24 protein-coding genes and 1 tRNA gene are annotated in these 25,752 nt (G+C 70.4%); 19 read left to right on the forward strand and 6 right to left on the reverse strand.

The features are described 5' to 3' along the window. Positions 1-35 precede the first annotated feature (35 nt). From C6C15_RS08360 to C6C15_RS08380, 5 genes are read left to right on the forward strand one after another with little or no spacing between them, the layout of a single operon-like run. Positions 36-1,589 carry a carboxyl transferase domain-containing protein gene (locus C6C15_RS08360; protein ID WP_105950791.1) on the forward strand — a complete coding sequence of 518 codons (1,554 nt, stop codon included), beginning with the start codon at positions 36-38 and terminating at the stop codon, positions 1,587-1,589. Between the two features lie 5 nt (positions 1,590-1,594). Further along, positions 1,595-3,529, forward strand: coding sequence for an acetyl/propionyl/methylcrotonyl-CoA carboxylase subunit alpha (locus tag C6C15_RS08365; protein ID WP_105949814.1), 1,935 nt, complete (start codon positions 1,595-1,597; stop codon positions 3,527-3,529). Beyond that, on the forward strand, positions 3,529-4,677 hold the full coding sequence (locus C6C15_RS08370) for an acyl-CoA dehydrogenase family protein (protein ID WP_060922614.1): 1,149 nt from the start codon (positions 3,529-3,531) through the stop codon (positions 4,675-4,677). The genes C6C15_RS08365 and C6C15_RS08370 overlap by 1 nt, the downstream gene beginning before the upstream one ends. A 9-nt stretch (positions 4,678-4,686) precedes the next feature. Next, positions 4,687-5,175: a MaoC family dehydratase gene (locus tag C6C15_RS08375; protein ID WP_105949815.1), complete on the forward strand. Its 489-nt coding sequence runs from the start codon at positions 4,687-4,689 to the stop codon at positions 5,173-5,175. After that, on the forward strand, positions 5,172-5,978 hold the full coding sequence (locus C6C15_RS08380; RefSeq protein ID WP_105949816.1) for an HpcH/HpaI aldolase/citrate lyase family protein: 807 nt from the start codon (positions 5,172-5,174) through the stop codon (positions 5,976-5,978). The genes C6C15_RS08375 and C6C15_RS08380 overlap by 4 nt, the downstream gene beginning before the upstream one ends. Positions 5,979-5,986: 8 nt before the next feature. Here the strand turns inward: C6C15_RS08380 and C6C15_RS08385 are convergent, their stop codons facing one another. Continuing rightward, positions 5,987-6,574 (reverse strand): histidine phosphatase family protein, encoded by a 588-nt coding sequence (locus C6C15_RS08385; RefSeq protein WP_060922608.1) that lies wholly within the window; start codon positions 6,572-6,574, stop codon positions 5,987-5,989. Then, positions 6,571-7,410, reverse strand: a complete 840-nt coding sequence (locus C6C15_RS08390; protein ID WP_105949817.1) for a Sir2 family NAD-dependent protein deacetylase — start codon at positions 7,408-7,410, stop codon at positions 6,571-6,573. The genes C6C15_RS08385 and C6C15_RS08390 overlap by 4 nt, the downstream gene beginning before the upstream one ends. Positions 7,411-7,475: 65 nt before the next feature. Between C6C15_RS08390 and C6C15_RS08395 the strand changes: the two genes are divergently transcribed. Further along, positions 7,476-8,282 carry a TrmH family RNA methyltransferase gene (locus C6C15_RS08395; RefSeq protein WP_060922606.1) on the forward strand — a complete coding sequence of 269 codons (807 nt, stop codon included), beginning with the start codon at positions 7,476-7,478 and terminating at the stop codon, positions 8,280-8,282. A gap of 8 nt (positions 8,283-8,290) precedes the next feature. On the opposite strand, the gene C6C15_RS08400 is transcribed toward C6C15_RS08395, so the two are convergent. Beyond that, positions 8,291-9,118, reverse strand: coding sequence for an SGNH/GDSL hydrolase family protein (locus C6C15_RS08400; RefSeq protein WP_060922605.1), 828 nt, complete (start codon positions 9,116-9,118; stop codon positions 8,291-8,293). Positions 9,119-9,264: 146 nt separating this feature from the next. On the opposite strand from C6C15_RS08400, the gene C6C15_RS08405 reads away from it, so the two are divergent. After that, the gene (locus C6C15_RS08405) at positions 9,265-11,007 is read left to right on the forward strand and encodes a DEAD/DEAH box helicase (RefSeq protein ID WP_105950792.1); all 1,743 of its coding nucleotides are present in this window, start codon (positions 9,265-9,267) and stop codon (positions 11,005-11,007) included. 130 nt (positions 11,008-11,137) lie between these two features. After that, positions 11,138-12,235: a VIT1/CCC1 transporter family protein gene (locus C6C15_RS08410; RefSeq protein WP_105949818.1), complete on the forward strand. Its 1,098-nt coding sequence runs from the start codon at positions 11,138-11,140 to the stop codon at positions 12,233-12,235. Positions 12,236-12,338: 103 nt separating this feature from the next. Here the strand turns inward: C6C15_RS08410 and C6C15_RS08420 are convergent. After that, positions 12,339-12,421, reverse strand: a tRNA-Leu gene (locus tag C6C15_RS08420). A 113-nt stretch (positions 12,422-12,534) separates the two neighbouring features. Here C6C15_RS08420 and C6C15_RS08425 point away from each other — a divergent pair. Together C6C15_RS08425 and C6C15_RS08430 are read left to right on the forward strand one after the other, a co-directional pair. After that, on the forward strand, positions 12,535-13,830 hold the full coding sequence (locus tag C6C15_RS08425) for a M20/M25/M40 family metallo-hydrolase (RefSeq protein ID WP_105949819.1): 1,296 nt from the start codon (positions 12,535-12,537) through the stop codon (positions 13,828-13,830). Between the two features lie 47 nt (positions 13,831-13,877). Further along, positions 13,878-14,708 (forward strand): undecaprenyl-diphosphate phosphatase, encoded by an 831-nt coding sequence (locus C6C15_RS08430; RefSeq protein ID WP_060922602.1) that lies wholly within the window; start codon positions 13,878-13,880, stop codon positions 14,706-14,708. On the opposite strand, the gene C6C15_RS08435 is transcribed toward C6C15_RS08430, so the two are convergent. Beyond that, a complete protein-coding gene (locus C6C15_RS08435) occupies positions 14,709-15,557 on the reverse strand; it encodes a PAC2 family protein (protein WP_060922601.1) in 849 nt (282 codons plus the stop codon). Between the two features lie 88 nt (positions 15,558-15,645). Between C6C15_RS08435 and C6C15_RS08440 the strand changes: the two genes are divergently transcribed. The 9 genes from C6C15_RS08440 to lnt are packed head-to-tail and all read left to right on the forward strand — an operon-like array spanning position 15,646 to position 25,364. Continuing rightward, positions 15,646-16,329: an HAD family hydrolase gene (locus C6C15_RS08440; RefSeq protein WP_324970194.1), complete on the forward strand. Its 684-nt coding sequence runs from the start codon at positions 15,646-15,648 to the stop codon at positions 16,327-16,329. Next, complete coding sequence (locus C6C15_RS08445; RefSeq protein WP_105949820.1) at positions 16,326-17,345, forward strand: tRNA (adenine-N1)-methyltransferase; 1,020 nt, start codon at positions 16,326-16,328, stop codon at positions 17,343-17,345. The genes C6C15_RS08440 and C6C15_RS08445 overlap by 4 nt, the downstream gene beginning before the upstream one ends. A gap of 10 nt (positions 17,346-17,355) precedes the next feature. Continuing rightward, positions 17,356-18,288: a hypothetical protein gene (locus C6C15_RS08450; protein WP_105949821.1), complete on the forward strand. Its 933-nt coding sequence runs from the start codon at positions 17,356-17,358 to the stop codon at positions 18,286-18,288. Next, positions 18,288-19,280, forward strand: a complete 993-nt coding sequence (locus C6C15_RS08455) for a helix-turn-helix transcriptional regulator (RefSeq protein ID WP_105949822.1) — start codon at positions 18,288-18,290, stop codon at positions 19,278-19,280. The genes C6C15_RS08450 and C6C15_RS08455 overlap by 1 nt, the downstream gene beginning before the upstream one ends. Then, positions 19,277-20,260 (forward strand): helix-turn-helix transcriptional regulator, encoded by a 984-nt coding sequence (locus tag C6C15_RS08460; protein WP_105949823.1) that lies wholly within the window; start codon positions 19,277-19,279, stop codon positions 20,258-20,260. The genes C6C15_RS08455 and C6C15_RS08460 overlap by 4 nt, the downstream gene beginning before the upstream one ends. Before the next feature lie 45 nt (positions 20,261-20,305). Beyond that, positions 20,306-20,542 carry a twin-arginine translocase TatA/TatE family subunit gene (gene tatA / locus C6C15_RS08465; RefSeq protein ID WP_025103438.1) on the forward strand — a complete coding sequence of 79 codons (237 nt, stop codon included), beginning with the start codon at positions 20,306-20,308 and terminating at the stop codon, positions 20,540-20,542. 57 nt (positions 20,543-20,599) lie between these two features. Then, on the forward strand, positions 20,600-21,358 hold the full coding sequence (tatC, locus tag C6C15_RS08470; protein WP_025103439.1) for a twin-arginine translocase subunit TatC: 759 nt from the start codon (positions 20,600-20,602) through the stop codon (positions 21,356-21,358). Beyond that, complete coding sequence (locus C6C15_RS08475; RefSeq protein ID WP_083370859.1) at positions 21,355-23,829, forward strand: DEAD/DEAH box helicase; 2,475 nt, start codon at positions 21,355-21,357, stop codon at positions 23,827-23,829. The genes tatC and C6C15_RS08475 overlap by 4 nt, the downstream gene beginning before the upstream one ends. Before the next feature lie 11 nt (positions 23,830-23,840). Further along, positions 23,841-25,364, forward strand: a complete 1,524-nt coding sequence (gene lnt, locus C6C15_RS08480; RefSeq protein ID WP_105949824.1) for an apolipoprotein N-acyltransferase — start codon at positions 23,841-23,843, stop codon at positions 25,362-25,364. Here lnt and C6C15_RS08485 read toward each other — a convergent pair. Beyond that, positions 25,361-25,744 carry an RNA polymerase-binding protein RbpA gene (locus tag C6C15_RS08485; RefSeq protein WP_060921636.1) on the reverse strand — a complete coding sequence of 128 codons (384 nt, stop codon included), beginning with the start codon at positions 25,742-25,744 and terminating at the stop codon, positions 25,361-25,363. The genes lnt and C6C15_RS08485 overlap by 4 nt on opposite strands. Between the last annotated feature and the right edge of the window lie 8 nt (positions 25,745-25,752).

A 25,752-nucleotide genomic window follows, 5' to 3' on the forward strand; every position in this document is an offset into this window, starting at 1 on the left:
CGCCCGGCGCGACGTGGGTCGAGGAGGACGTCACGATGCCGGCAACCCAGGAAGCGCTCGCCCAGCAGCTCCGCGACCGTCTCGCCGCGGCAGCGCAGGGCGGGCCGTCCGCCTCCCGTGAGCGCCACGTCGCCCGCGGCAAGCTGCTGCCGCGCGACAGGGTGGCGCGCCTCCTCGATGAGGACAGTCCGTTCCTCGAGGTCGCGCCGCTCGCGGCCGACGGCCTGTACGGCGGCGAGGCACCCGGGGCCGGTGTCATCGCGGGTATCGGCCTGGTCCACGGCCGGCACGTGATGGTGGTCTGCAACGACGCCACCGTGAAGGGCGGGACCTACTATCCGCTCACCGTGAAGAAGCATCTGCGGGCGCAGGAGATCGCCCTCGAGAACCGCTTGCCCTGCCTCTACCTGGTCGACTCGGGCGGCGCCTTCCTTCCTCGCCAGGATGAGGTGTTCCCGGATCGGGAGCACTTCGGACGGATCTTCTTCAACCAGGCGCGGCTGTCCGCGCAGGGCATCCCGCAGCTCGCGGCGGTCCTCGGCTCGTGCACGGCCGGAGGCGCCTACGTTCCGGCGATGAGCGACGAGACCGTCATCGTCCGTGGACAGGGCACGATCTTCCTGGGCGGGCCGCCGCTGGTGAAGGCGGCGATCGGCGAGGTGGTCACGGCGGAGGAGCTCGGGGGAGGGGAGCTGCACGCCCGTCGCAGCGGCGTCGTGGATCACCTGGCCGACGACGACGAGCACGCCCTGGAGATCCTCCGCGACATCGTCGCCACGCTGCCGCCGCCGCTCGCCCCGGCCTGGGACGTCGGGGAGAGTCGTGCCCCGGCGGAGGCCGGCTCCCTGTATGACGTCGTTCCGGTGGACGTCAACGCCTCCTACGACGTGCGCGAGGTCATCGCGCGCCTCGTCGACGGCGACACCTTCCACGAGTTCAAGGCCGAGTACGGCACCACCCTGGTGACGGGCTTCGCGCGGCTGCACGGCCACCCCGTCGGCATCGTCGCGAACAACGGCGTCCTGTTCAGCGAGTCGGCGCTCAAGGGTGCGCATTTCATCGAGCTCTGCGATCAGCGCGGCATCCCGCTGCTCTTCCTGCAGAACATCACCGGCTTCATGGTCGGGTCTGACGCGGAAGCCGGTGGCATCGCGAAGGACGGGGCGAAGATGGTCACGGCCGTCGCGACCACCCGCGTCCCGAAGCTGACCGTCATCATCGGCGGCTCCTTCGGAGCGGGCAACTACTCGATGTGCGGACGTGCGTACTCTCCGCGGTTCCTGTGGACCTGGCCGGCGAGTCGGATCTCGGTCATGGGCGGAGCACAGGCCGCCTCGGTGCTCGCCACCGTGAAGGACGACCAGCTGTCGGCGCGCGGCGAGTCGTGGACCGCGGAGGAGCGGGCGGCGTTCGAGGAGCCGATCCGGGCGCAGTACGAGGAACAGGGCGAGCCGTACTACGCGACCGCGCGGCTGTGGGACGACGGCATCGTCGACCCGGAGCAGACCCGCGACCTCCTGGGCCTCGCTCTGGACGTCGTCGCCCGCAGCCCCCTGCCCGAGCCGCGCTTCGGCGTCTTCCGGATGTGAGCCCCATGTCGCACTCGCCTTCCCTCTCGTTCTCCTCGGTCCTCGTCGCGAACCGCGGGGAGATCGCGCGCCGGATCATCCGGACCCTCCGCGACCTCGGCATCCGCAGCATCGCGGTCTACAGCGACGCGGACGCGGACGCGCCGCACGTCCGCGAGGCGGATGCCGCCGTGCGGATCGGTCCGGCACCGGCCGCGGAGTCGTACCTCGACATCGATGCCGTCATCGCGGCGGCTCGCGCCTCCGGAGCGGAGGCCGTCCATCCCGGCTACGGATTCCTCTCCGAGAGCGTCGGGCTCGCACAGGCGTGTGCGGAGAGCGGCATCGTCTTCATCGGCCCCACCGTCGAGGCTCTGCAGATCATGGGCGACAAGGCGCGAGCCCGTGAGCACGTGAGCCGCAGCGGCGTGCCCGTGGTGCCGGGCTTCGACGCGCGCGGGCTGTCCGACGCGGAGATCCGTGAGGAGGCGGAGGCGGTCGGATTCCCCCTCCTCGTGAAGCCGAGCGCCGGCGGGGGCGGGAAGGGCATGGAGGTCGTCGCCGACAGCACGGGTCTGGCGAGCGCGCTCAGCTCCGCCCGACGGGTCGCGGCATCCGCCTTCGGCGACGACGCGCTCATCCTGGAGCGTCTCATCCGCCGACCGCGACACATCGAGGTGCAGGTGTTCGGCGACGTCCACGGCACCGTCGTGGCGCTCGGCGAGCGCGAGTGCACGCTCCAGCGGCGTCATCAGAAGGTGATCGAGGAGGCGCCGTCCGCCGGGATCCCGTCCGCGACCCGCGACCGGCTGCTCGCAGCGGCGGTGCGGGCAGCGGAGAGCGTCGCCTACGTCGGGGCCGGCACCGTGGAGTTCCTCGTCGACGCGGACGCCCCGGAAGACGTCTTCTTCATCGAGATGAACACCCGGCTGCAGGTGGAGCATCCGGTGACCGAGGAGGTCACCGGACTCGACCTCGTCGAGCTGCAGCTGCGCATGGCCGATGGACAGCCGCTCGACGTCGAGCCCCGCACGACCGGCCATGCCGTGGAGGCGCGGGTGTACGCCGAGTCGCCGGAACGCGGGTTCCTCCCCTCGACGGGGACCGTGGTGCTCTTCGAGGCGCCTCCGGGCGTCCGGGTGGATGCGGCCGTCGAGTCCGGGAGCGTGGTGAGCGGGTTCTACGACCCGATGATCGCGAAGGTCATCGCGTGGGCGGAAGACAGGGAGACGGCGCTGCAGCGCCTGGACGACGCTCTCGCGCGCACCGTGGTGCTCGGCGTGGAGACCAACATCGCGTTCCTGCGCCGGCTCCTCCAGGATCGCCGTGTGCGCGAGGGAGACCTCGACACCGGCCTCATCGAGACCCTGCTCCCGCTCGCACCGACGCCCCCGTCCGCGGCGCAGCTCGCGGCGGCCGCCGGCGTGGTGCAGAACCGCCCCGAGGCGGTCACCGCGCGGGAGGGAGCCGGCCCGCTGTGGCAGAGCCTCCCGGGATGGCGTCTCGGGGCCGCGCCGCACGCCCCCGAACCCGTCACCCTGCTCACCGACGATGACGAGATCGTGCGCGCGACGCCGCCCCTGATGCGCTTCGACCGGGTGCACGCGGCCCGCGACGGCGAGGGCGCGATATGGGTCAGCGAGGAAGGACTGACGCTCCGGCTGCGTCCCCTGGACCGCCGCGGCCGGATGCGCAGGCGCCTCGCCGCCGCGGAACGCGAGGCCAGGGCCACGGAACCAGAGGCGCGCGCGCCCATGCCCGGCGGCGTCGTGGCCGTTCACGTCGAGGACGGGGCGGCGGTCCGGGCGGGAGCGCCTCTCGTCGCGATCGAGGCGATGAAGATGGAGCACCCCGTGCTCGCGCCGCACGACGGCGTGGTGCGGCTGCTGGTCGCGGTCGGCGACCAGGTGCGGCGCGACCAACCGGTCGCCCGCGTGACGATGACGGAGGAGGACCGATGATGCACGATCTCACCGAGGAGGAGCGCGAGCTCGCCGCGATGGTACGCGAGTTCGCGGACACGGTCGTCGCGCCGCAGTCGTACGAGGCGGATCGCACGCACACGCTCTCCATGGAGGTCGTGCGGCAGATGGGAGAGCTCGGCCTCTTCGGACTGCCTTTCCCCGAGGAGTACGGCGGGCAGGGCGGCGACTACATGGCGCTGGGCCTCGCGATCGAAGCCCTGGGGCGCGTCGATCAGTCGATCGCGATCACCCTGGAGGCGGGGGTGAGCCTCGGAGCCATGCCCGTCTTCCGCTTCGGCACCGAGGAGCAGAAGCGGGAGCTGCTGCCGGATCTCCTCGCCGGACGCGCCCTGGCCGGGTTCGGGCTCACCGAGCCCGAGGCGGGAAGCGATGCGGGGGCGACGCGGACGACGGCGCGGCTCGACGGCGACGAGTGGGTGATCGACGGCTCCAAGCAGTTCATCACCAACTCGGGCACTCCGATCACCCGGTTCGTGACGGTCACCGCGGTCACCGGCCAGAGCGAGGGGCGCAAGGAGATCTCGACGATCATCGTCCCGAACGGAACTCCGGGATTCACCGTCGAACCGCCCTACGACAAGGTGGGGTGGAACGCGTCGGACACCCATCCGCTGACGTTCGACGGAGCGCGGGTGCCGGCGGACAATCTCCTCGGCGAGCGGGGGAGCGGGTTCCGCAACTTCCTCAGCATCCTGGACGAGGGCCGCATCGCGATCGCCGCTCTGTCGACCGGCGCCGCGGAGGGGTGCCTGGAGGCGGCGGTCGAGTACGCCAAGAGCCGCACCATCTTCGGCAGCGCCCTCAGCACGCGGCAGAACGCCCAGTTCACGCTGGCACGGATGCGGGCGCGCGTGCACACCGCGCGGCTCGCCTGGCACCACGCCGCGCGCCTCCGTGACGCCGGGGAGGCGTTCGCCGAGCAGGCGGCGATCGCGAAGCTCGTCGCGGGCGAGGCCGCGATGGACAACGCCCGTGACGCGACGCAGATCTTCGGCGGCAACGGGTTCATGAACGAGTTCCCGGTGGCGCGCCACTACCGTGACTCCAAGATCCTCGAGATCGGCGAGGGGACCACGGAGGTCCAGCTCCTCGTGATCGCCAGGGCGCTCGGGCTCGCCCGGTAGCGTGGAGGCATGACCATGCGCGAGATCGTGCAGCGCGGCCTGTACTACGAGGAGTTCGAGACCGACGTCCGGTACGTGCACCGCCCCGGTCGCACGGCCACGGAAGCGGACAACGTCCTCTTCACGACGCTGACGATGAACACCCAGGCGCTGCATCTGGACGCCGCGTTCGCCGATGCCCAGGAGCCCTTCCACGCGCGCCTCATGAACTCCATGTGGACGCTGTCGACGATGGTGGGCTCCTCCGTCGCCCAGCTGACACAGGGGACGCTGGTGGCGCAGCTCGGCCTCGGCGACATCGCCTTCCCGCATCCGCTGTTCGCCGGGGACACGCTCACGACCGAGAGCGTCGTCGTCGACAAGCGGCTCTCGTCGTCCCGCCCCGGTCAGGGCATCGTGCAGATCGCGCACACCGGACGCAATCAGGACGGCACCGTGGTCGCGACCGCCGTCCGCACGGTGCTGGTGCGCTGCCGGCCGGAGGAGGACGCCGCATGACCTTCGACCTCGGCCCTGCCCTGCTGTTCTGCCCGGCGGACCGCCCGGAGCGCTTCGCGAAGGCCCAGGAACGGGCGGATGCCGTGATCCTCGACCTGGAGGACGCCGTGCTGCCGGAGGCGAAGAGCGAGGCCCGCGAGAACATCGTCGCCGCGGACCTCGACCCCGCGCGCGTCATCGTGCGGGTGAACGCCCCGGACTCCGCGGCCTTCGCTGACGACCTCGAGGCGTTGGCTCGCTCGCCGTTCCGGACCGTGATGGTGGCGAAGACGGAGAGCGCGGAGAGCCTGGACGCCTTCGACGCGGACTACTCGCTCCTCGCGCTGTGCGAGACGGCGCGCGGGATCCATGCGGCGCCCGAGATCGCCGCGCACCCGGCGGTCGCCGGACTGATGTGGGGCGCGGAGGATCTGGTGGCCTCCCTCGGCGGCACCTCGTCCCGCAACGCGGAGGGTCGCTACCGTGACATCGCGCGCTACGCCCGTTCCCGGGTGCTCCTGGAGGCCGGTGCGCACGGCAAGGCGGCGATCGACGCGGTGCACGTCGACATCGGCGACACCGCGGGGCTCGAGCGGGAGGCGGAGGATGCGGCGGCGTCCGGGTTCCGGGCGACGGCATGCATCCATCCGAGTCAGGTCGCGGTGATCCGGGCGGCGTATGCCCCGGACGCCGAGACCGTGGCATGGGCGCGCGAGGTCCTCGCCGCTGCGGCGCAGGAACGCGGTGTGTTCCGCTTCCAGGGGCGCATGGTGGACGAGCCCGTCCTGCGCCACGCGCGCGCCGTGGTCTCCCGCGCCGGCTGACCGTCCCGTCAGAGGACGGGCGTCTCCTCGAGCAGCCGGAGGTAGCCGGGTGCCGCGACGAACCGGTGCGCGGAGCCGTTGCGCAGCACCTCGCCGTCGCGGGGGAGCGTGCCGCCGGAGACGTGGTCGATGACGGCGCGGATGACGCCGCCGTGGGTCACCACGAGCACCGACTCCGCCTGCGGCGCCGACCTCCGCCGGGCGTCGCGCGCAATGCGGTGCAGCGCGGCGATGGCGCGGACGCCGACCTCGTGCAGCGACTCCGCCCCCGGGACCTCGGCGTGCCAGTCGCCGTAGGTCGAGATGTAGTCGGGGACGAGCATGCCCTCCCCGTCGCCGAACTCCCGCTCCCGGATGTCGGGGACCACGCCCGCGATCTCCAGCCCCAGGCGCTCCGCGATGATGCCGGCGGTCTCGCTCGCCCGCACGAGCGGGCTCGTGTAGACGGCATGGTGCGTCGTGCCGGCGAGCTTCTCCGCCGCCCACCGTGCGTCCTCGCGCCCCGTCTCGTTCAGAGGGATGTCGGTCGACCCCTGGATGCGGCGGGCGAGGTTCCAGTCGGTCTGACCGTGGCGGATGAGGGTGAGATAGGTCACGAGAGCATCTCCTGCAGGGCGGGGAGCACGTCGCTGGTGCCGGCGGCGATGGTGACATCCGCCCAGGCGTCCGCGCGGGTCGGCTCGCGATTGACGATGATCAGAGGGATGCCACGCCGACGCGCACGGTTCACGAGCCGCACGCCGGAGTTCACGACGAGAGAGGAGCCGGCCACGATGAGCGCATCGCTGGAGCGCAGCAACGACTCCGCGGCACGGAAGCGGTCCTGTGGCACGTACTCTCCGAAGAACACCACGACGGGCTTGAGCATGCCCTCGCACACGGTGCAGGTCGGGATCACGAAGCCATCGGTGCTCTCCGGGAGCACGTCGCCGTCCGGGGCCAGCGCCACGTTCTCCGGAACCGTGATCCAGGGATTGCGCTCCTCGATCTGCACGGCGATGTCGCGACGGTCGAACACCTGGCCGCAGTGCAGGCAGAGCACGCGGCGCATGGTCCCGTGCACCTCGATGACATGCGAGCTGCCCGCGCGGAGGTGCAGGCCGTCGACGTTCTGGGTGATGACGCCCGAGACGACACCTCTGGACTCCATCTCCGCGAGGGCTCGGTGGCCGGGATTCGGGGCGGCATGGGCGAAGGCGCGCCACCCGAGGTGCCCGCCGACCCAGTAGCGACGTCTCGCGGCCTCATCGCCGAGGTAGGTCTGGATCGTCATGGGATCGCTGCGGGTGCGCGCCCCCTCGCCGCGGTAGGCGGGGATGCCCGAGTCGGTGGAGATGCCGGCGCCGGTGAGGAGGGCGATCCGCTTGCCGCGCAGCAGGTCGGCGGCGTGGGAGAGCTCGGCCGACGGCTCGGCGGTGTTCGTCACGCTCACAGGACCTCCTCGCTCGAGTCTACGGGGCGTGGGGTGGGCGAGAACCGGGATGGCAGAGTGGAACGGTGGACCTCGAGCATGTGACCGACATCGACGACCCGCGGCTGGACGACTACCGCGGCCTCACCGACACCGCCCTCCGCGCCGTCCGCGAGCCCGCGGAGGGACTCTACATCGCCGAGACCGCCAAGGTGATCGAGCGTGCGCTGGCCGCCGGGCACGAACCCCGATCGGTGCTGGTCTCGGCCCGGCGCGTCGACGAGGTACGGCGCATCCTGGGGGAGCGCGCCGTTCCGGTGCTCGTGGTCCCGGACGAGGTCGCGGAACAGGTCACCGGCTATCAGGTGCACCGAGGGGCCCTCGCCGCGATGCACCGCCCGGCTCTGGCGCCGGTCGCGGACGTGGTGCGCGACGCACGGCTGGTGCTGGTCCTGGAGGACCTCGGCGATCACACCAACGTCGGTGCGGCCTTCCGTGCCGCCGCCGGGTTGGGGGCGGATGCGGTGCTGGTGTCGGCGCGCTGCGCCGACCCGCTCTACCGTCGCAGCGTCCGGGTGAGCATGGGCACGGTGTTCCAGGTGCCCTGGACGCGGATCGACGAGTGGTCCTCGGCGGTCTCGGATCTTCGTGAGCAGGGCTTCGACATCGCCGCCCTCGCACTCAGCGACACAGCCGTGGATCTCCGGCTGTATGCGGCACAGCGGCCCGCGAAGGTGGCGCTGCTCTTCGGCGCGGAGGGAGACGGTCTCACGCGGACCGCCCTCGACAGTGCGGACACGGTGGTGACGATCCCGATGGCCGGCGGCGTGGATTCGCTCAATGTCGCCTCGGCCGCCGCCGTCGCGCTGTGGGCACTCGCTCCCGTGGAGTGAGAGGCGCGTCACTCCTTGCCGGGGAGGATGACGGGGGAGGGCTCGGGACGCTTCGCCGCGATGTGGTCGCCGGAGGACTGGTGACGGAGACGACGGAGCACCCAGGGCACGAGGTGCTCCCTCGCCCAGCCGAGGTCCTCGCCGCGGGCGGCGCGCCACGTGCGCAGGGGCAGGGGCTCGGGCTGCATGGCCTCGAGGTCGTTCGGCACGTTGAGGGCGCGGAGCACCATCCGCGCGACCTCGTGGTGGCCGAGCGCGTTGTAGTGGAGGCGGTCGTCGTCGAAGAAGCGGGCGTCCTGCACGACCTTCAGCGCCCACTGGTCCGCGACGATGCAGTCGTGCCGCTCCGCGATCGCGCGGACGTTCTCGTTGTAGATCGCGACCTTGCCGCGGAAGGGACGGAAGACCGGCGTGAACCCCGTGTCGATGCCGGTGAAGAGGATCACCGCGGCACCGGTGGACGACAGGCGCGCCACCGCGTCCTCGAGCTGTGCGGCGATGGCGTCCGGGTCGGTGCCGGGGCGGATGACGTCGTTGCCGCCGGCGCAGATCGAGATGAGGTCGGGGTGCAGCGCGACGGCGGGCTCCACCTGATCGGCGACGATCTGCGCGATGAGCTTCCCTCGGACGGCGAGGTTGGCATAGGCGAAATCGTCGACCTGCTGGGCGAGCACCTCGGCGACGCGATCGGCCCAGCCGCGGTGACCCCCGGGGGCCGCCGGGTCCGGGTCTCCGATGCCCTCGGTGAACGAGTCGCCGATCGCGACGAACCGGCGCCAGGGGTGCGGGGTCTCGTTCGCGACGTACGGGGTCCTGGTCGATTCCTGATCGCTCATCCGGCTCTCCTTCGCGAAGGCGTGCGCGCACGATGGTGACCGCCGCGCAGTGACCGAGCCTACCCGTACCGGCGCTCAGGAGGGGGGACGCGCGCGGCGTCGCGGCGGATGCCCCGGTGTCGGTGGGAGCGATTATCGTGGAGTCGATGCTCTCTCCGTCCTTCCCCCAGCGCGCCCCGTGGGGAACGGCGAACAAGCTGCGGGCATGGCAGCAGGAGGCTCTGGACGCGTACTTCCAGGCCGACCAGCGTGACTTCCTCGTGGCCGCCACACCGGGCGCCGGCAAGACCACGTTCGCGCTCACCCTCGCGGTCGAGCTCATGCGCATGGGGGAGGTGAACCGCGTCATCGTCGTGGCCCCCACGGAGCACCTGAAGACGCAGTGGGCCGATGCCGCCGCGCGCGTGCACATCCGTCTCGACCCGCGCTTCCGCAACAGCGACTGGGCTCCGGCACGGCACTATCACGGGGTCGTGGTGACGTATGCCCAGGTCGCCGCGAAGTCGTCGGTGCATCGCCACCTCACCGAGGACGCGAAGACCCTGGTCATCCTCGATGAGGTGCACCACGGCGGCGACGCCCTGAGCTGGGGCGACGCGATCCGGGATGCCTACGGGCCGGCGAAGCGCCGACTGCTGCTCTCCGGGACCCCGTTCCGGAGCGATACGGCGCCGATCCCGTTCGTGGAGTACCTCCCGGACGAGACGGGGGCGCGGGTCTCCAGCACCGATTACGCCTACGGCTACGGCCGCGCTCTCGCGGACGGCGTCGTCCGTCCCGTGCTCTTCCACATGTACGCGGGGAAGATGCGCTGGCGTACGAGCGCCGGCGACGAGCTCGAGACCCACCTCGGGCAGGACAACACGAAGGACGTCACGTCGCAGGCGTGGCGCACGGCCCTCGACCCCGAGGGCGACTGGATGCCGGCCGTGCTCTCCGCCGCCGACCGCCGCCTCACCGAGATCCGGCACCACATCCCCGACGCCGGCGGACTCGTGCTGGCCACGGATCAGACCGTCGCCCGGGCCTACGCCAAGATCCTGCACAGCATCACGCGCGAGCAGCCGACGATCGTGCTCTCCGATGACGCCACCGCGTCCGAGCGGATCGAGAAGTTCTCCGAGGGCACCGCCCGGTGGATGGTCGCGGTGCGCATGGTGTCGGAGGGCGTCGACGTGCCGCGGCTCGCCGTCGGCGTCTACGCGACGTCGTCGTCCACCCCGCTGTTCTTCGCCCAGGCGATCGGCCGCTTCGTGCGCGCCCGCCGTCGCGGAGAGGCGGCGAGCGTCTTCCTCCCGCACGTCCCCGTGCTGATGAAGCTCGCGAACGAGATGGAGAAGCAGCGCGACCACGCGCTCGACCGGCAGTCCAAGGACGACGATGGCCTCGACGACTCGCTGCTGGAGAGCGCGAACCGCGAGGACGAGGCCTCCGACGCCCTGACCCAGGAGTTCAGCTACCAGGCGATCTCCTCCGTCGCGCACTTCGACCGCATGGTGTTCGACGGCAAGGAGTTCGGTCAGCTCGCCGAGCCGAACACGCCCGAGGAGGAGGAGTTCATCGGCTTCCCCGGCCTGCTCGAACCCGAGCACGTGCACGAGCTCCTCATGCAGCGGCAGGCCCGCCAGTCCCGGCATCGCGAGGTCCGGGAGGCCCAGGCCGAGCCGACGCAGACCACGACGCTGCCCGCACCGCTGCACCGCACCCTGCGCGAGCAGCGCCAGCTCCTGAACAGCCTGGTGGGCCTCTACGCGCGGCAGTCGGGCCAGCCGCACGGTGCCGTCCACGCCGAACTCCGTCGTATCTGCGGCGGCCCGGCGGTGGCGCAGGCGACCGTGACGCAGCTGCAGTCCCGCGTCGAGGTACTGCGCAAACGCGTCCGCTCCTGAGGGCGGTTTCGGCGCCGCTTCGGATCCCCGAAATGCTGGCAATCCGGGCCAGGACGCGGCCTTCGCGACACCCCGCGGATAGCGTGGAACGGTTGCCCGGACGCCGGGCACCGTGACACCTGGAGGTTCCATGACAGCCCCTGCCGCAGCCGATTCCACGGCCGCCGATCGACGGCGCTGGGCTCGCTATCTCGTCGAGGAGCGCGCCGAGGGCGCCGTCTATCAGCGCCTCGCGGCCCGCCGGTCGGGGGAGGAGCGGGCGATCCTGCTCGGGCTCGCCGAGGCCGAGCGCCGGCACGAGAAGCACTGGCTCGACCTTCTGGGCGGCGAACCGACGCGCCTGCCGCGGGCGGGAATCCGTTCCCGCTTCCTGGGGTGGATGGCCGGGCGCTTCGGCTCGATCTTCGTCCTCGCCCTCGCCCAGAGTGCCGAGGCCCGCTCCCCGTACGACGCCGAGCGCTGGGCCACCCCGGCCATGCGCGCCGACGAGAAGGTCCACCACGAGGTCGTCCGCGGCCTCGCCGCGCGGGGCCGTCGGCGCCTCTCGGGCTCCTTCCGCGCGGCCGTCTTCGGGGCGAACGACGGCCTCGTCAGCAACCTCGCCCTGGTACTCGGGATCGGCGCCACCGGCGTGAGCTCCGGCTTCGTGCTGTTCAGCGGTATCGCGGGTCTCCTCGCCGGCGCGCTGTCCATGGGAGCCGGGGAGTTCGTGTCGGTGCGATCACAGCGGGAACTCCTCACCGCCACCGAGGCGAACGAGGACGCCGCGGCGGCAGCGGCCGACCTCGACATCGACGAGAACGAGCTCGCGCTCGTGTACCGCGCCCGAGGCATGGATCACGGTGAATCCCTCGCCAGGGCCCGCCGCATCGTGGAGGCCGCCCAGGAGGGCGTCCGCCGGGCAGCTACGGGGCCGGTGGCGGTCCAGGGCGGGGACGCGCACGAGGTCGTCGGCAGCGACTGGACGGCGGCCATCTCCAGCTTCCTCCTCTTCGCCTCCGGCGCGATCATCCCCGTCCTGCCCTGGATCTTCGGCATGGAGGGCACCGCGGCGATCGTGCTCGCGCTCGTGCTCGTCGGCATCGCGCTGCTCAGCACCGGTGCGATGGTCGGCGTGCTCTCCGGAGGACCGCCGCTCCGGCGGGCCCTTCGGCAGCTCGCGATCGGCTTCGGCGCGGCGGCGGTGACCTACGCGCTGGGTCTGCTCTTCGGCGTCGGCGCGGTGTGACGGCGGTGCGGTCCCGCCTCGCGCGGGACCGCACCGGATCACCGTGGCCGCAGCGGGAACGACGAAGGCCCCGGATCCGTGGATCCGGGGCCTTCGCTCTCTGTGCGCGGAGGGGGACTTGAACCCCCACGCCCTATCGGGCACTAGCACCTCAAGCTAGCGCGTCTACCATTCCGCCACCCGCGCAGGTGTTGGATTTGATCGTTGCCGACCGAAGAATGAGATTAGCACGTTATCGGAGGCGTCTCGAACCGAGCGTGACGCCCGGGCGTGGCACGCGGTTTCGATAGCCTGAGTCCATGACCGAATCCTCCCTGCCGGAGGTCGCCCGCGTCGCGAGCGACCTCATCCGCTTCGACACCTCCAACTACGGCGGCGGCAACGCGAAAGGGGAGCGGGAGGCGGCCGAGTACGTCGGCGCGTATCTGGAGGAGCTGGGGCTCGAGGTCGAGTACTACGAGCCCATCCCGCGACGGACGAACGTCATGGCGCGGGTCCCCGGCCGTGATCGCACCAAGCCGGCCCTCGTCGTGCACGGCCATCTGGATGTCGTGCCCGCGGTCGCCGAGGACTGGACGGTGGACCCGTTCGCCGGCACCGTGCAGGACGACATGCTGTGGGGCCGGGGCGCCGTGGACATGAAGAACATGGACGCGATGATCCTCACCGCCGTGGCCGACATCCTGCGCGCGGGGGAGCAGCCGGAGCGCGACCTCGTCCTGGCGTTCTTCGCCGACGAGGAGAACGGCGGGGTCGAGGGCTCCGCGCTCGTCGTGAAGGACCGGCCGGAGTGGTTCGCCGGGGCGACGGCGGCGATCAGCGAGGTCGGCGGCTACTCGATCTCGGTCGACGATCGTCGGGCGTACCTGCTGCAGGTGGGGGAGAAGGCCCTGATCTGGATCCGCCTCGTCGCCACCGGCCGGGCAGGACACGGCAGCCGCCTGCACGAGGACAACGCCGTCACGAAGCTCGCCGAGGCCGTCGCCGCCATCGGCCGCACGCGCTGGCCGGTCCGGCTCACGCCGACGACGGAGGCGCTGCTCGAGGGTCTGAGCGCGTTGACCGGCCGGAGCGCCGACGACCCCGACGCCCTCGCCGCCGCGGCCGGCCCCGCTGAGGCCTTCCTGCGGTCGACGTTCCGCACGACGACCAACCCGACGGCCCTCACCGCCGGCTACAAGCACAACGTCATCCCGGAGCGCGCCGAGGCGCTGATCGACGTCCGGGTGATCCCCGGCACCGAGGACGACGTACTCGCCGAGCTCCAGCGCATCGTGGGCGACGACATACGGATCGAGACCGTGGTGCGCGACATCGGCATGGAGACGCCGTTCGAGGGAGAGCTCGTCGACGCGATGGTGGCAGCCCTGGGTCGGCACGACCCCGGGGTACCGGTCATCCCGTACCTTCTGGGAGCCGGAACGGACAACAAGGCGCTGGCCACTCTCGGCATCACCGGCTACGGCTTCGCCCCGCTGCGTCTCCCCGCCGATCTCGACTTCACCGGGATGTTCCACGGAGTCGACGAGCGCGTGCCCGTAGACTCACTTGTCTTCGGTCAGCGGGTGCTGGCCGATCTGCTGCGCACGTACTGAGCGGTCTCCACGCGCTCCGTGCCGTCCCGAAAGACGAAGGCCTCTCCATGCACCTGCTCGAAGCACTGATCCTGGGAATCGTCCAGGGCCTCACCGAGTTCCTGCCGATCTCCTCCAGCGCCCATCTGCGTGTCGTCGGGACGTTCCTGCCGTCCGGAGAGGATCCGGGCGCGGCGTTCACCGCCATCACACAGATCGGCACCGAGGCCGCGGTCGTCGTGTTCTTCTGGCGGGACATCGTCCGCATCATCTCCCAGTGGTTCCGATCCCTCGCCGGCAAGGTGCCACGGAACGATCCGGACGCGCGCATGGGCTGGCTCATCATCATCGGCAGCATCCCGATCGTGCTGCTCGGGCTCCTGTTCCAGGACCAGATCGAGACCGTCTTCCGGTCGCTCTGGATCGTGGCGATCATGCTCATCGTGTTCGGCATCCTCCTGGGCATCGCCGACCACGTCGGTGCCAAGCGCCGCACGCTCGACGACCTGACCTACCCGCACGGCATCGCCTTCGGTCTCGCGCAGGCGCTCGCCCTCATCCCCGGTGTCTCGCGATCCGGTGGCACGATCACCATGGGTCTCTTCCTCGGCTATGAGCGCGCCGCCGCCGCCCGCTACGCCTTCCTGCTGGCAATCCCGGCGGTGTTCGGCAGCGGCTTCTACCAGCTGTTCAAGAGCTGGGGCGAGCCGTCCTTCTTCTCGCTCGGCGACACGGTGGCCGCGACGGGCGTCGCCTTCGTCGTCGCACTCGGCGTGATCGCGTTCTTCATGAACTGGATCTCGAAGCGCAGCTTCCTGCCGTTCGTGATCTACCGGATCCTGCTCGGTGGCGTGCTGCTCGTGCTGCTCGCGATGGGTGTCATCCCTGCGTCCGCTTGATCAGCGCTTGCGGTCACCGCGGCCGTCGTCGCGGCGACGCAGATAGCGCTCGAAGGCCTGGGCGATCGCGTCCCCGGACGCGTCGGGGGAGTCCCACGTGTCCCGGGTGCGCTCCAGCTGCCGGATGTACTCCGCCATGTCCTCGTCCTCGGACGCGGCGGCATCGATCGACGCCTCCCATGCCGCGGCCTCGGTGCGCAGGTGCCGGCGGTCCACGTCCACCCCGGTCAGCTCCTCGAGACGGTCGAGGAGGGCCAGGGTGACCTTCGGCGACGGCGCTGCCGAGGCCACGTAGTGCGGGACGCTGGCCCAGAGGCTCACGGAGGGGATACCCGCGTTCTCAGCGAAGTGCTCCAGCACGGTGAGGATGCCGACGGGGCCCTCGTACACCGAACGCTCCAGGGCGTGGGCCTCCCGGACCTGTTCGTTCTGGCTCGACGCGAAGATCGAGATCGGGCGGGTGTGCGGGACGTCGGAGAGCATCGCGCCGAGGGTCACGAACCCGGTGATGTCGTCGCGCAGCGCGACATCGATGAACTCGGACGCGAACGCCTGCCAGGTGCGCGCGGGCTCGGCGCCGGTGAGGAGCCAGAACTCCGGGCCGGGGCCCGGGTCTCGCGGGCGCCACAGTCCGGCCTCCGGCCAGGTCATCTGACGACGTCCCTCTGCGTCGAGCCGCGTCGCCGGTCTCGTGTACTGGTAGTCGAAGTAGAGCTCCGGATCGACCGAATGCACGAGGTCGTAGCCGCCGGCCGCCTGCAGGGCGCCGACGGCTCCCGTCGCGGCCTCGCCGGCGTCATTCCAGCCGTCGAAGGCGGCGATGATGATACGTGAACCGAGAACGTCCATGCCGTGCTCCCTTCGCGGTCGAGGATTCGATCCCCCCAGGCTAGCCCGCGACGAGGGGATGTGGGCGGGCCCGGCTAGCATGGGTTCAGTGAGCAACAAGCCCCGCGCAGTCCTCTGGGACATGGATGGAACACTCGTCGACACCGAGCCGTACTGGATGGCGGCCGAGACTGCTCTGGTGGAGTCGTTCGGTGGCACCTGGTCCCATGAGGACGCCTTGCAGCTCGTGGGCAGCGGCCTCATCGACAGCGCGATCATCCTCCAGGGCGCGGGGGTCGACATGGCTCCCGAGGCGATCGTCTCGCACCTCACGAGTGCGGTGCAGGAGTCGCTGCGGACCCGGGGTGTGCCCTTCCGACCGGGCGCTCAGGAGCTTCTCCGCGACCTCCGCGCCGCCGGGATCCCGACCGGACTGGTGACGATGTCGCTGCGCCGGATGGCTCTCGACGTGGTCGGGCTGATCGAGTTCGAGGCGTTCGACATCGTCGTCGCCGGAGACGACGTCGACAACCCCAAGCCGCACCCGGAGCCCTACCTCCAGGCCGCGGCGCTCCTCGATGTGGACATCGCCGAGGTCGTGGTCATCGAGGATTCCCCGACCGGTCTCCGCGCGGGCCTCGCCTCCGGAGCGCTGACGCTCGGCGTGCCCCACATCGTCCCGCTCGACGGCCTCGGCGCCCACGAGCTGTGGCCGACCCTCGACGGCCGCGGTGCCGCCGACCTCGTGGAGCTCTTCGGCTCCCGCGCCGCGATCACGGAGGCCACCCGATGACGACCACGTCCGCCCCGCGCCCCAGCGGCCCCTTCCGTGAGGGCGACCGCGTGCAGCTCACCGGCCCGAAGGGTCGCCTGCACACTGTGACGCTCCGCGAAGACGGCGAGCTGCACACCCACCACGGCGTCCTCCGGCACCGAGACCTCATCGGGCTCCCCGATGGCTCGGTCGTGGCGAACAGCTCCGGGCACGAGTACCTGGCGCTGCGGCCGCTGCTGCGGGACTTCGCGATGTCGATGCCGCGCGGTGCCGCGATCGTCTACCCGAAGGACGCGGCGCAGATCGTCATGCAGGCCGACATCTTCCCCGGCGCCACCGTCGTCGAGGCCGGCGTCGGGTCCGGTGCTCTGTCGCTCTCGCTCCTCAGGGCCGTGGGCTCCACGGGGCGCCTGCTCTCCTTCGAGCGCCGCGAGGACTTCGCGGAGGTGGCGCAGGCGAACGTCGAGACGTTCTTCGGGGAGCGCCCCGAATCCTGGCGCGTCGTCGTCGGTGACCTCGTCGCCGCGCTGCCCGTGGAAGTCGAGCCCGGCACCGTCGACCGGGTGGTGCTCGACATGCTCGCGCCCTGGGAGTGCATCGAGGCGGTGGCGGAGGCGCTGACCCCCGGCGGTGTCGTGCTCTGCTACATCGCCACCGCCACGCAGCTCTCCCGCGTCGCCGAGTTCATCCGCGGCACCGGGCTCTTCACCGACCCCGAGGCGTCGGAAACCATGGTCCGCGGGTGGCACGTGGAGGGGCTGGCTGTCCGGCCGGACCACCGCATGGTCGCCCACACCGGGTTCCTCCTCACGGCCCGCAGGCTCGCCCCGGGCGCCGTGGCCCCGTCTGTGAAGCGTCGGGCCTCGAAGAGCAGTTACAGCGACGAGGATGTGGAGCTGTGGACCCCGGGCGCGGTGGGCGATCGCGAGATCACGGACAAGAACCTCCGCAAACGCGCCCGCGAAGCAGGGAAAGCCGCCGAGGGCGCGCGGTTGGCGGCTGCATCGCGCGAATCCGAGCACCCGACGGAATAGACTGGAGCGCGTGCGTAAAACGTCCGCCGTTCTGGCCTCCCTTAGCCTCGCCGCCCTCGCCCTGACGGGGTGCAGCGTGATCTCTTCGTCCGCCGATGCCACATGCGATCGCGACGGACACGCCAACGGCATCGACAGCGCCGTCACGGTCAGCGGCGAGGTCGGCTCCGAGCCCGAGGTGGAGATCTTCGCACCGGTGCGTCTCACGGAGACGTCCTACGCCGACGCGGTCACGGGGGACGGGCGTGCCCTCGTGGATGACGCCCAGCCGCTCATCGCGCAGATCTCGATCTACAACGGCGCGACGGGCGAGCAGATCTTCCAGACGACGTACGACGAGGGGAACACCCGCCCGTCGACGATCGGCTCCTGGGCAACGCAGTCTCCTGGGCTCGCCGATGTGCTGGAGTGTGCGACGGGTGGCACGCGCATCGTCGCGGGTCTGACTCCGGAGGACTTCGGCGAGGCGAACCTCGGTGGCTTCGGCATGGGGGAGGACGACATCGCGGTGTTCGTGATCGATGTCGTCGACGCCTTCCTCCCGAAGGCCGAGGGCACGCTGCAGTTCAATGACGCGCAGGGCATGCCGACCGTGGTGCGTGCCGACGACGGCACCCCGGGCATCATCATCCCCGACAGCGCTGCCCCGGAGGAGCAGGTCGTCCAGACACTGATCCGCGGAGACGGCGAGAAGCTGACCGACGAGCAGACGCCACTCGTCCACTTCACCGCGGTGAGCTGGGACGACAAGTCCGTCCTGCAGAGCACGTGGGGACAGTCCGCCACCGACAGCATCCGACAGATCGCCGCCCCGGTGGCCGACGCGTTGGTCGGGAAGCCGGTCGGCTCCCAGGTCCTCGTCGTCCTGCCGAAGACCGAGAGTTCCGCCGCGATGGCCGTCGTGGTCGACATCCTCGGCGTGTCCCCGGTCTCCGCGCCCTGATGGCTGCCCGGATCCCTGCCGAAGAGCGCCTGACGAACCTCGTCGTGGCGCTGATGGCGACGGAGATCGGGCTCACCAAGCAGCAGATCCTCGACAACGTCTCCGGCTATCGCCAACGCGCCGATGCAGGGACGCGTTCGGATGCTCTGGAGAAGATGTTCGAGCGGGACAAGGACGAGCTGCGCGCGCTCGGCGTTCCGATCGAGACGATCGGCGACGCCGCCGACCCGAACGACCTGCGGGAGGCCCGATACCGCATTCCGCAAGCGGAATACGACCTGCCAGGAGACATCGAGTTCTCTCCGGCGGAGCTTGCCGTGCTCCGCCTCGCCGGTAGCGTCTGGAGCGCGGAATCCGTCTCGGGAGACGCGCAGTCCGGCGTCCGGAAGATCCGCGCCCTGGGCATCGACGGCGATGAGCCGATCATCGGCTTCGCGCCGCGGATCACCGCACGCGACGCTGCTTTCGCGCCTTTGCAGGACGCGATCGAACGCCGCAGGGTGGTCTCCTTCGACTATCTGAAGCCGGGGGAGGACGCTCCCCGGCGCCGACGCATTCGTCCGCTCGCGTTGGTGGACTATGAAGCGCGCTGGCATGTCTACGGCGTAGACGTCGACATCGAAGAGGACCGGACGTTCCTGCTCAGCCGCATCGTCGGTGACGTCGTCGTGAGTGCGACCACGTTCGACGCGGCGTTGCGGGAGGGCGCGGGGGATCGGGCGCTGAGCGGCCTCGAACGTGTCGCCGCCGAGAACTCAGCGCTGCTGGAGGTGACCCCCGGTACCGAGGCTGCACTGCGCCTGGGCCGGCGTGCGACACCCGCCGCCCAAGGCATCCGTGTGCCCTTCGTCGATCTGCACATCCTGGCGGACGAGCTGGCGTCCTATGGACCCGAGGTCCGCGTCGTGGAGCCCGCACCGCTCAGGGACGCAGTGATCAGCCGTCTGCGCGCGGTGGTCCAGGCCCACATCGATACGGAGGTGTCGGCATGAGTGCCGCGCCCAAGCCTCTCCTCGCCGCGGAGCGCGTGCGTCTCTACCTGACGCTCGTCCCGTATCTGCTCGAGCACGGGCAGGTCTCGCTCACCGAGGCCGCCGAGGAGTTCGGGGTGACCCCGCGGGAGATGCGGGCGATGGTCGAGAAGCTGACCGTCATCGGCCTTCCCGGCGAGGCGGGCTACTGGCAGCAGCCGCAGGAGATGTTCGACATCAACTGGGATCTCCTCGACCTCGAGGACGTCATCGAGATCACGAACGACGTGGCCCTGCGTCGAGTGCCGCGTTTCACGGCGCGTGAGGCTGCGGCCCTGCTCGCGGGCCTGCAGATGGTCGCCGCCGTGCCTGCCGTGTCCGACTCCGGCCTCGTGGCCGGGCTCATCTCCAAGCTCTCGCGGGGAGCCGCTGACGCCCCGGCCGACGTCGTCGTCGCCCCGACCGCGGTGGACGAGGTGCGCGAGGTCGTCTCCCGCGGCCTGCAGAAGGGCGTGGCGGTCTCGTTCACCTACCAGGCTCCCGACGCCGCCCCGACGACCCGGACCGTGGATCCCGTGCAGATCCTCATCACCAACGGACAGTGGTACCTGCAGGGCTGGTGCCACATGCGCGAGGCGATGCGCACGTTCCATCTCGATCGTGTCAGCGCACCGACCCTGACCGACATCCCCAGCACGCACGGCGGCGACCGGGTGCCGGAGGCGTTCGCCGGGCTGGAGGAGGAGCGCGAGGTCACCGTCCGCGTCCCGGAGCGCCTCGCTCCGCTGCTCAGCGGTTTCGTGCCCACGGAGACGCTCCGCGCGGGCGACGGGATGGTGACCACGCAGCTGCACCTCGCGGACCCCCGCGGCATCAAACGGCTCGCGGCCCGTTTCGGCGGTGCGATGGAGGTCACGGATCCGGGGATCGCGCGGACCGCCACCCGGGAGTGGGCTGCCGCCGGACTCGCGCTCTACCACCGGCCTGCGGCCGAGGATTGATCTGTAGACTGGGGCGGAAAGCCCCCCTACGACGGGATTGTCGATATGTTCGCTGGAATGCAAGGCTGGCACCTGCTCATCGTGCTGGCCGTTATCCTCCTCCTCTTCGGCGCTGCCAAGCTGCCGGCCCTCGCGAAGAGCATGGGCCAGTCGGCCCGCGTCTTCAAGGGCGAGATGAAGGCCATGAAGGAAGAAGACGCGGTTCGTGCCGAGTCGGCTCCCGCGGAGCCGACGACGGTGAAGGACTCGGGCACCGACCCTGAGACTCCGCCTCGCGCCTGACCGGCCGTGGCAGCCATCGAACCGACCGTGATGCCGACGGCGGATCGGGATCGGCGGATGTCGCTTGGCGCACATCTCGTCGAACTGCGCAAGCGCCTCATGTACGCGGCGATCGCTCTGGTCGTCGGCATGGTCGTGGCGTTCATCATCGCGGACCCGGTCATCCATTTCATCACCGGTCCGATCCGCATCATTTCGGAACAGCGAGGTGATGACTTCAGCGCGTTGAACTTCGCAACAGTGACGTCCGCGTTCGACATGCGTATGCGCATCGCCTTCACGATCGGCCTGTTCCTCTCCGCACCCGTCTGGCTGTGGCAGATCTGGGCCTTCATCATGCCCGGCCTCACCCGCAAGGAGATCCGTTACACCGTCGGCTTCGTCGTCGCCGCGGTGCCGCTGTTCTTCGCGGGGTGCTATCTCGGGGTGCAGATCATGCCGCACGTCATCGAGCTCATGTGGAGCTTCACCCCGGAGGGCGGCACCAACTTCTACTCCGCGCAGGAGTACTACGACTTCGTGTTCAAGCTGATGATCGTCATCGGCATCTCGTTCGTCCTTCCCGTCTTCCTCGTGGCTCTCAACCTCGCCGGCGTCATGTCGGGACGGGCGATCCTCAAAGGGTGGCGCGTGGCGATCCTCATCGCGACGATCTTCGCTGCGCTGGCGACCCCGGCCGCAGACGTGGTCAGCATGCTCATGCTGGCCGGCATCCTCATCGTCCTCTTCTTCGCAGCGGCAGGACTCTCCCTCCTCTTCGACCGACGCAAGCGCAAGCGGGACACCGCCGCCGGACTCGTCCCGGACGCCACATGAGTTCGCCGTCCGAGCGGTACGCGCAGGCGCAGGAGAGTGCGGCGCACCCGGAGACGGCGGCGTTCGCCGCGCGCCAGCGCTTCCAGCTCGACCCGTTCCAGCTCGCCGGCTGCCACGCCCTGGAGAACGGACGCAGCGTTCTCGTAGCGGCGCCCACGGGCGCCGGGAAGACCATCGTGGGGGAATTCGCCATCCACCTGGCGATGCAGACTGCGACGGACAAAGCCTTCTACACCACGCCGATGAAGGCGCTCTCCAACCAGAAGTTCCGCGAACTCGTCGATGTCTACGGTGCGGACGAGGTCGGTCTGCTGACGGGCGACACCAACATCAACGGCAACGCCCGCATCGTGGTCATGACCACCGAGGTCCTGCGGAACATGATCTACGCCGACTCCGCGGCGCTGCGCGACCTGCGCTACGTCGTGATGGACGAGGTGCACTATCTGGCCGACCGCTTCCGGGGTGCCGTGTGGGAAGAGGTCATCATCCACCTCCCGCCCCGCGTGCGCCTGGTCTCGCTGAGCGCGACGGTGTCGAACGCCGAGGAGTTCGGTGACTGGCTGGACACGGTTCGCGGTGACACCGAGGTCATCGTCTCCGAGATCCGTCCGGTGCCGTTGGAGCAGCACGTGCTCGTGCGAGACGACCTGCTGCCGCTCTTCGACGACCGTGCCGGCATCGCCACGGCCCAGGTGAACCAGGAGCTCATGCGCATCCGGTCGTTCACCGGCTCCACCTACGAGAGCAACCGCCAGGCGCAGTCCTACCGCAGCAACCGGCACGCCGGGCGGCAGGCCCCCCGACCGCCGCGGGGCGGGCGCCGCCCCGTGCGCGCCGCGAACGCGCGTCGGATCGAGCGCATGGACCGCCCGGACGTGGTCGAGCTGCTGGAACGCTCGAACCTGCTCCCCGCCATCTTCTTCATCTTCAGCCGCGTGGGCTGCGACGCCGCGGTGCAGCAGGTACGGCGCTCAGGTCTCCGCCTGACCTCGGCGGAGGAGCGGGCCGAGATCCGCGCCATCGTCGAGGAGCGCACCCGCACTCTGCAGGACGAGGACCTCGGGGTGCTGGGCTACTGGGAGTGGCTGGATAACCTCGAACGGGGCGTGGCCGCCCATCATGCCGGCCTCCTTCCCGCCTTCAAAGAGGTCGTCGAGGACCTCTTCCAGCGCAAGCTGCTCAAGGTCGTCTTCGCGACCGAGACGCTGGCCCTCGGCATCAACATGCCGGCGCGGACCGTGGTGCTCGAGAAGATGGAGAAGTTCAACGGAGAGGCGCGCGTCGCGATCACTTCCGGTGAGTACACGCAGCTCACCGGTCGCGCCGGACGCCGCGGCATCGACGTCGAGGGGCACGCGGTCGTGCAGTGGAGCGAGGGCATGGACCCGCAAGCCGTCGCCGCCCTCGCGTCGCGGCGGACCTATCCGCTCAACTCCAGCTTCCGGCCGACGTACAACATGGCCGTCAACCTGATCGACCTGTTCGGCCAGGCGAGAGCCCGAGAGATCCTGGAGTCGTCGTTCGCCCAGTTCCAGGCGGACCGCGCCGTGGTCGGGCTGGCCAGACAGGTGCGGGAGGCCGAGGAGTCGCTGGCCGGCTATCAGTCGGCGATGGCGTGCGAGCACGGCGACTTCCCGGAGTACGCCGCCATCCGCCGCGAGCTGAGCGACCTCGAGAAGAAGAACCGGCAGGACACCCAGGCCCCGCGCGCTGCTCGGGACAAGCGGATGAAGCGGATCCAGACGCTCCGCACGCGGATGCAGCGCCACCCCTGCCACCGCTGTCCTGACCGCGAGAAGCACGCCCGGTGGGCCGAGCGCTACTGGAAGCTCAAGCGCCAGACCGATCGCACGCGCCGTCAGATCGAGACCAGGACGGGCACGGTGGCCCGCGTCTTCGACCGTGTCGTCGAGGTGCTGGAGACACTGGACTACGTCCGTCGTGACGAGGACGGGATGCACCTGACCGATGCCGGGCGCACGATGCGGCGGATCTACGGTGAGCGTGATCTGCTCGTGGCAGAGTCGCTGCGTCAGGGCCTCTGGAAGGGGCTGGATGCGCCGTCGCTGGCCGCGATGGCGTGCTGCCTGGTGTACGAGCCGCGCCGCGACGAAGCGAACGCGGGGGAGCGGGGCCTCCCGAGGGGCGCCTTCCGAGCGGCATACGAGAAGACGACCGCGCTCTGGGCGGAGCTCGACGACCTGGAGCAGGACCATCAGCTCCCGGGAAGCGAGCCGCTGGCCGCCGGGCTCGCGGGTGCGATGCACGCCTGGGCGCGCGGCGGGATGCTCGACCGCGTCCTCATCGACGCCGACATGGCGGCCGGCGATTTCGTGCGGTGGGCGAAGCAGACCATCGACCTCCTGGATCAGCTGTCCATCGTCGCGGAAGACGCCGTGCTCGCACGCACCGCCCGGGCTGCCCTCGACGGTGTGCGCCGTGGCATCGTCGCCTACTCCTCGATGTGAGATCCGCCCGCATGACCGAAGCCTCCGTCCGTCGACGCGCCCTCCTGCCCCTGTGGGCCGCCGTTCCCCTGGCCACCCTGGCAGCGCTGCTCATGGACCTCGCGTTCCCCGAGGCGGCGATCTGGATCCTGGCCTTCCCTGCCACGGCCCTGCTGCTGCTCGCGCTGATCGGGCGGCGGGCCGGAGGAGCACTGCTCGTGGGGCTCGTCTACGGCATCGTGTTCTTCGCTCTGCTCGTGTCCTGGACCTCTCGATACCTCGGGCCGCTGCCGTGGGCCGCCCTGAGCGTTGTCGAGGGCGTCCTCACGGCCGTCGGACTCATCCCCGTGACCCTCGCGTACCGGTGGCTGCCCCGGGCCTGGCCGGGCACGGCGGGACGCCTGCTGACCCTCCCGGCCGTCGTCGCGGCGCTCTGGGTGGGGCGGGAGCTGTTCCTCGGCTGGTGGCCGTACGGCGGCTTCCCCTGGGCTCGTCTCGGGATGAGTCAGGCCGAGAGTCCGCTCGCCGCGCTCTCCTCCTGGATCGGCGTGAGCGGGCTGAGCTTCCTCATGGTGTTCCTCGTCGCGATGGTGATCGAGATCATCCGGATGGGGTTCTGGCGACGACCGATCACCCTGCTCGCGCCGGCCGCTCTCGTCCTGATCCTCTTCTTCATGCCGCTCTTCCCGACCACGCCGTCGGGGTCGATGCGCATCGCCGCGGTGCAGGGGAACGGGCCGACCGGCTACTTCGACGAGCGCGAGCCCTTCGCCGTGATCCAGGCGCAGACCGAGGCGACCGAGCCGCTGTACGGCGAGGACGTCGACCTACTCGTGTGGCCGGAGGGCGGGCTCGACACGGATCCCTTCGCGAACTCCGCCATCGCGCGACGGATGACCCTGGTGTCGAACCGCATCGATGCGCCACTGCTCGCCAACGCCGCCACCGGCCGCGGGAACCTCTACTACAACACCTCGATGCTCTGGTTGCCGGACGGCACAGCGCCGCAGAAGCACGACAAGCGTCATCCCGTGCCCTTCGGCGAGTACGTGCCGGATCGCGCGTTCTTCAACGCTCTCGCGCCGGATCTCATCGGACTGATCCAGCGCGAGTACACCCCGGGGACGAACCCGCCGATCGTCGAGGTGGATGATGTCCGTGTCGGCCTGGCCATCTGCTTCGACGTCATCTACGACGACGTCATCACCGAGGGCCTCTACGGCGGCGCCGAGGTGCTGGTCTTCCAGACGAACAACGCCGACTTCCGCGGCACGGATGAGAACCTCCAGCAACTGGCGTTCGCACGGATGCGCGCGATCGAGACGGGCCGCAGCGTCGTGAACATCTCCACGGTCGGCACGAGCCAGGTCATCCTCCCGAATGGGCGGACGGTCACGAGCCTGGACGCGGATGAGGCCGGAGCGATGCTCGAGGATGTCGAACTCCGCTCCGGCCTCACGGCGGGAATCGTCCTGGGCCCCTGGCTGCAGCAGGTGCTGCTCTGGGGCGGTCTGGGCGCGCTCGGTCTCGGGTGGTGGCGCGCCCGTCGGCGTTAGGCGCCGATCTTCTCGCGGGTGGGGTCCTCACCGGCACCGCGCCGGGCTCGGATGTAGGCGAGACGCTCCTCGAGAAGCTCCTCCAGCTCCGCACGGGTGCGACGCTCCATGAGCATGTCCCAGTGGGTGCGGGCGGCCTTCTCGTCGGTGGCCTCGAGGGTGACGGCCTCGCCGTCGACCTTCAGGCGGGCTTCCGCGCCGCAGGAACGGCACTCCCAGGTCTGAGGTGGTTCGGCATCGGCCGCGAACATGAGCGTGGTGTCGTGTCCGCAGGTGTCACAGGTATAGGTGGTCTCACGGCGCTCCATGAAAACGACGCCCTCTTCGCTCTGTAGGCTCTGGGCGCCGAGTCGGATGCCGCGCAGGCTGCGATCTGCCATTGTGTGGT

The sequence above is a fragment of the Microbacterium sp. str. 'China' genome, from assembly GCF_002993305.1.
In the GTDB taxonomy this organism is placed as follows: Bacteria; Actinomycetota; Actinomycetes; order Actinomycetales; family Microbacteriaceae; genus Microbacterium; species Microbacterium paraoxydans.

Excerpts from the sequence above, each read along its gene's own strand:
- C6C15_RS08360 (WP_105950791.1), top strand. The coding sequence starts at position 36 with ATGCCGGCAACCCAGGAAGCGCTCGCCCAGCAGCTCCGCGACCGTCTC.
- C6C15_RS08365 (WP_105949814.1), top strand. The coding sequence starts at position 1,595 with ATGTCGCACTCGCCTTCCCTCTCGTTCTCCTCGGTCCTCGTCGCGAAC.
- C6C15_RS08370 (WP_060922614.1), top strand. The coding sequence starts at position 3,529 with ATGCACGATCTCACCGAGGAGGAGCGCGAGCTCGCCGCGATGGTACGC.
- C6C15_RS08375 (WP_105949815.1), top strand. The coding sequence starts at position 4,687 with ATGACCATGCGCGAGATCGTGCAGCGCGGCCTGTACTACGAGGAGTTC.
- C6C15_RS08380 (WP_105949816.1), top strand. The coding sequence starts at position 5,172 with ATGACCTTCGACCTCGGCCCTGCCCTGCTGTTCTGCCCGGCGGACCGC.
- C6C15_RS08400 (WP_060922605.1), bottom strand. The coding sequence starts at position 9,118 with ATGAGCGATCAGGAATCGACCAGGACCCCGTACGTCGCGAACGAGACC.
- C6C15_RS08405 (WP_105950792.1), top strand. The coding sequence starts at position 9,265 with ATGCTCTCTCCGTCCTTCCCCCAGCGCGCCCCGTGGGGAACGGCGAAC.
- C6C15_RS08410 (WP_105949818.1), top strand. The coding sequence starts at position 11,138 with ATGACAGCCCCTGCCGCAGCCGATTCCACGGCCGCCGATCGACGGCGC.
- C6C15_RS08425 (WP_105949819.1), top strand. The coding sequence starts at position 12,535 with ATGACCGAATCCTCCCTGCCGGAGGTCGCCCGCGTCGCGAGCGACCTC.
- C6C15_RS08430 (WP_060922602.1), top strand. The coding sequence starts at position 13,878 with ATGCACCTGCTCGAAGCACTGATCCTGGGAATCGTCCAGGGCCTCACC.
- C6C15_RS08435 (WP_060922601.1), bottom strand. The coding sequence starts at position 15,557 with ATGGACGTTCTCGGTTCACGTATCATCATCGCCGCCTTCGACGGCTGG.
- C6C15_RS08445 (WP_105949820.1), top strand. The coding sequence starts at position 16,326 with ATGACGACCACGTCCGCCCCGCGCCCCAGCGGCCCCTTCCGTGAGGGC.
- C6C15_RS08455 (WP_105949822.1), top strand. The coding sequence starts at position 18,288 with ATGGCTGCCCGGATCCCTGCCGAAGAGCGCCTGACGAACCTCGTCGTG.
- C6C15_RS08460 (WP_105949823.1), top strand. The coding sequence starts at position 19,277 with ATGAGTGCCGCGCCCAAGCCTCTCCTCGCCGCGGAGCGCGTGCGTCTC.
- tatA (WP_025103438.1), top strand. The coding sequence starts at position 20,306 with ATGTTCGCTGGAATGCAAGGCTGGCACCTGCTCATCGTGCTGGCCGTT.
- tatC (WP_025103439.1), top strand. The coding sequence starts at position 20,600 with ATGTCGCTTGGCGCACATCTCGTCGAACTGCGCAAGCGCCTCATGTAC.
- C6C15_RS08475 (WP_083370859.1), top strand. The coding sequence starts at position 21,355 with ATGAGTTCGCCGTCCGAGCGGTACGCGCAGGCGCAGGAGAGTGCGGCG.
- lnt (WP_105949824.1), top strand. The coding sequence starts at position 23,841 with ATGACCGAAGCCTCCGTCCGTCGACGCGCCCTCCTGCCCCTGTGGGCC.
- C6C15_RS08485 (WP_060921636.1), bottom strand. The coding sequence starts at position 25,744 with ATGGCAGATCGCAGCCTGCGCGGCATCCGACTCGGCGCCCAGAGCCTA.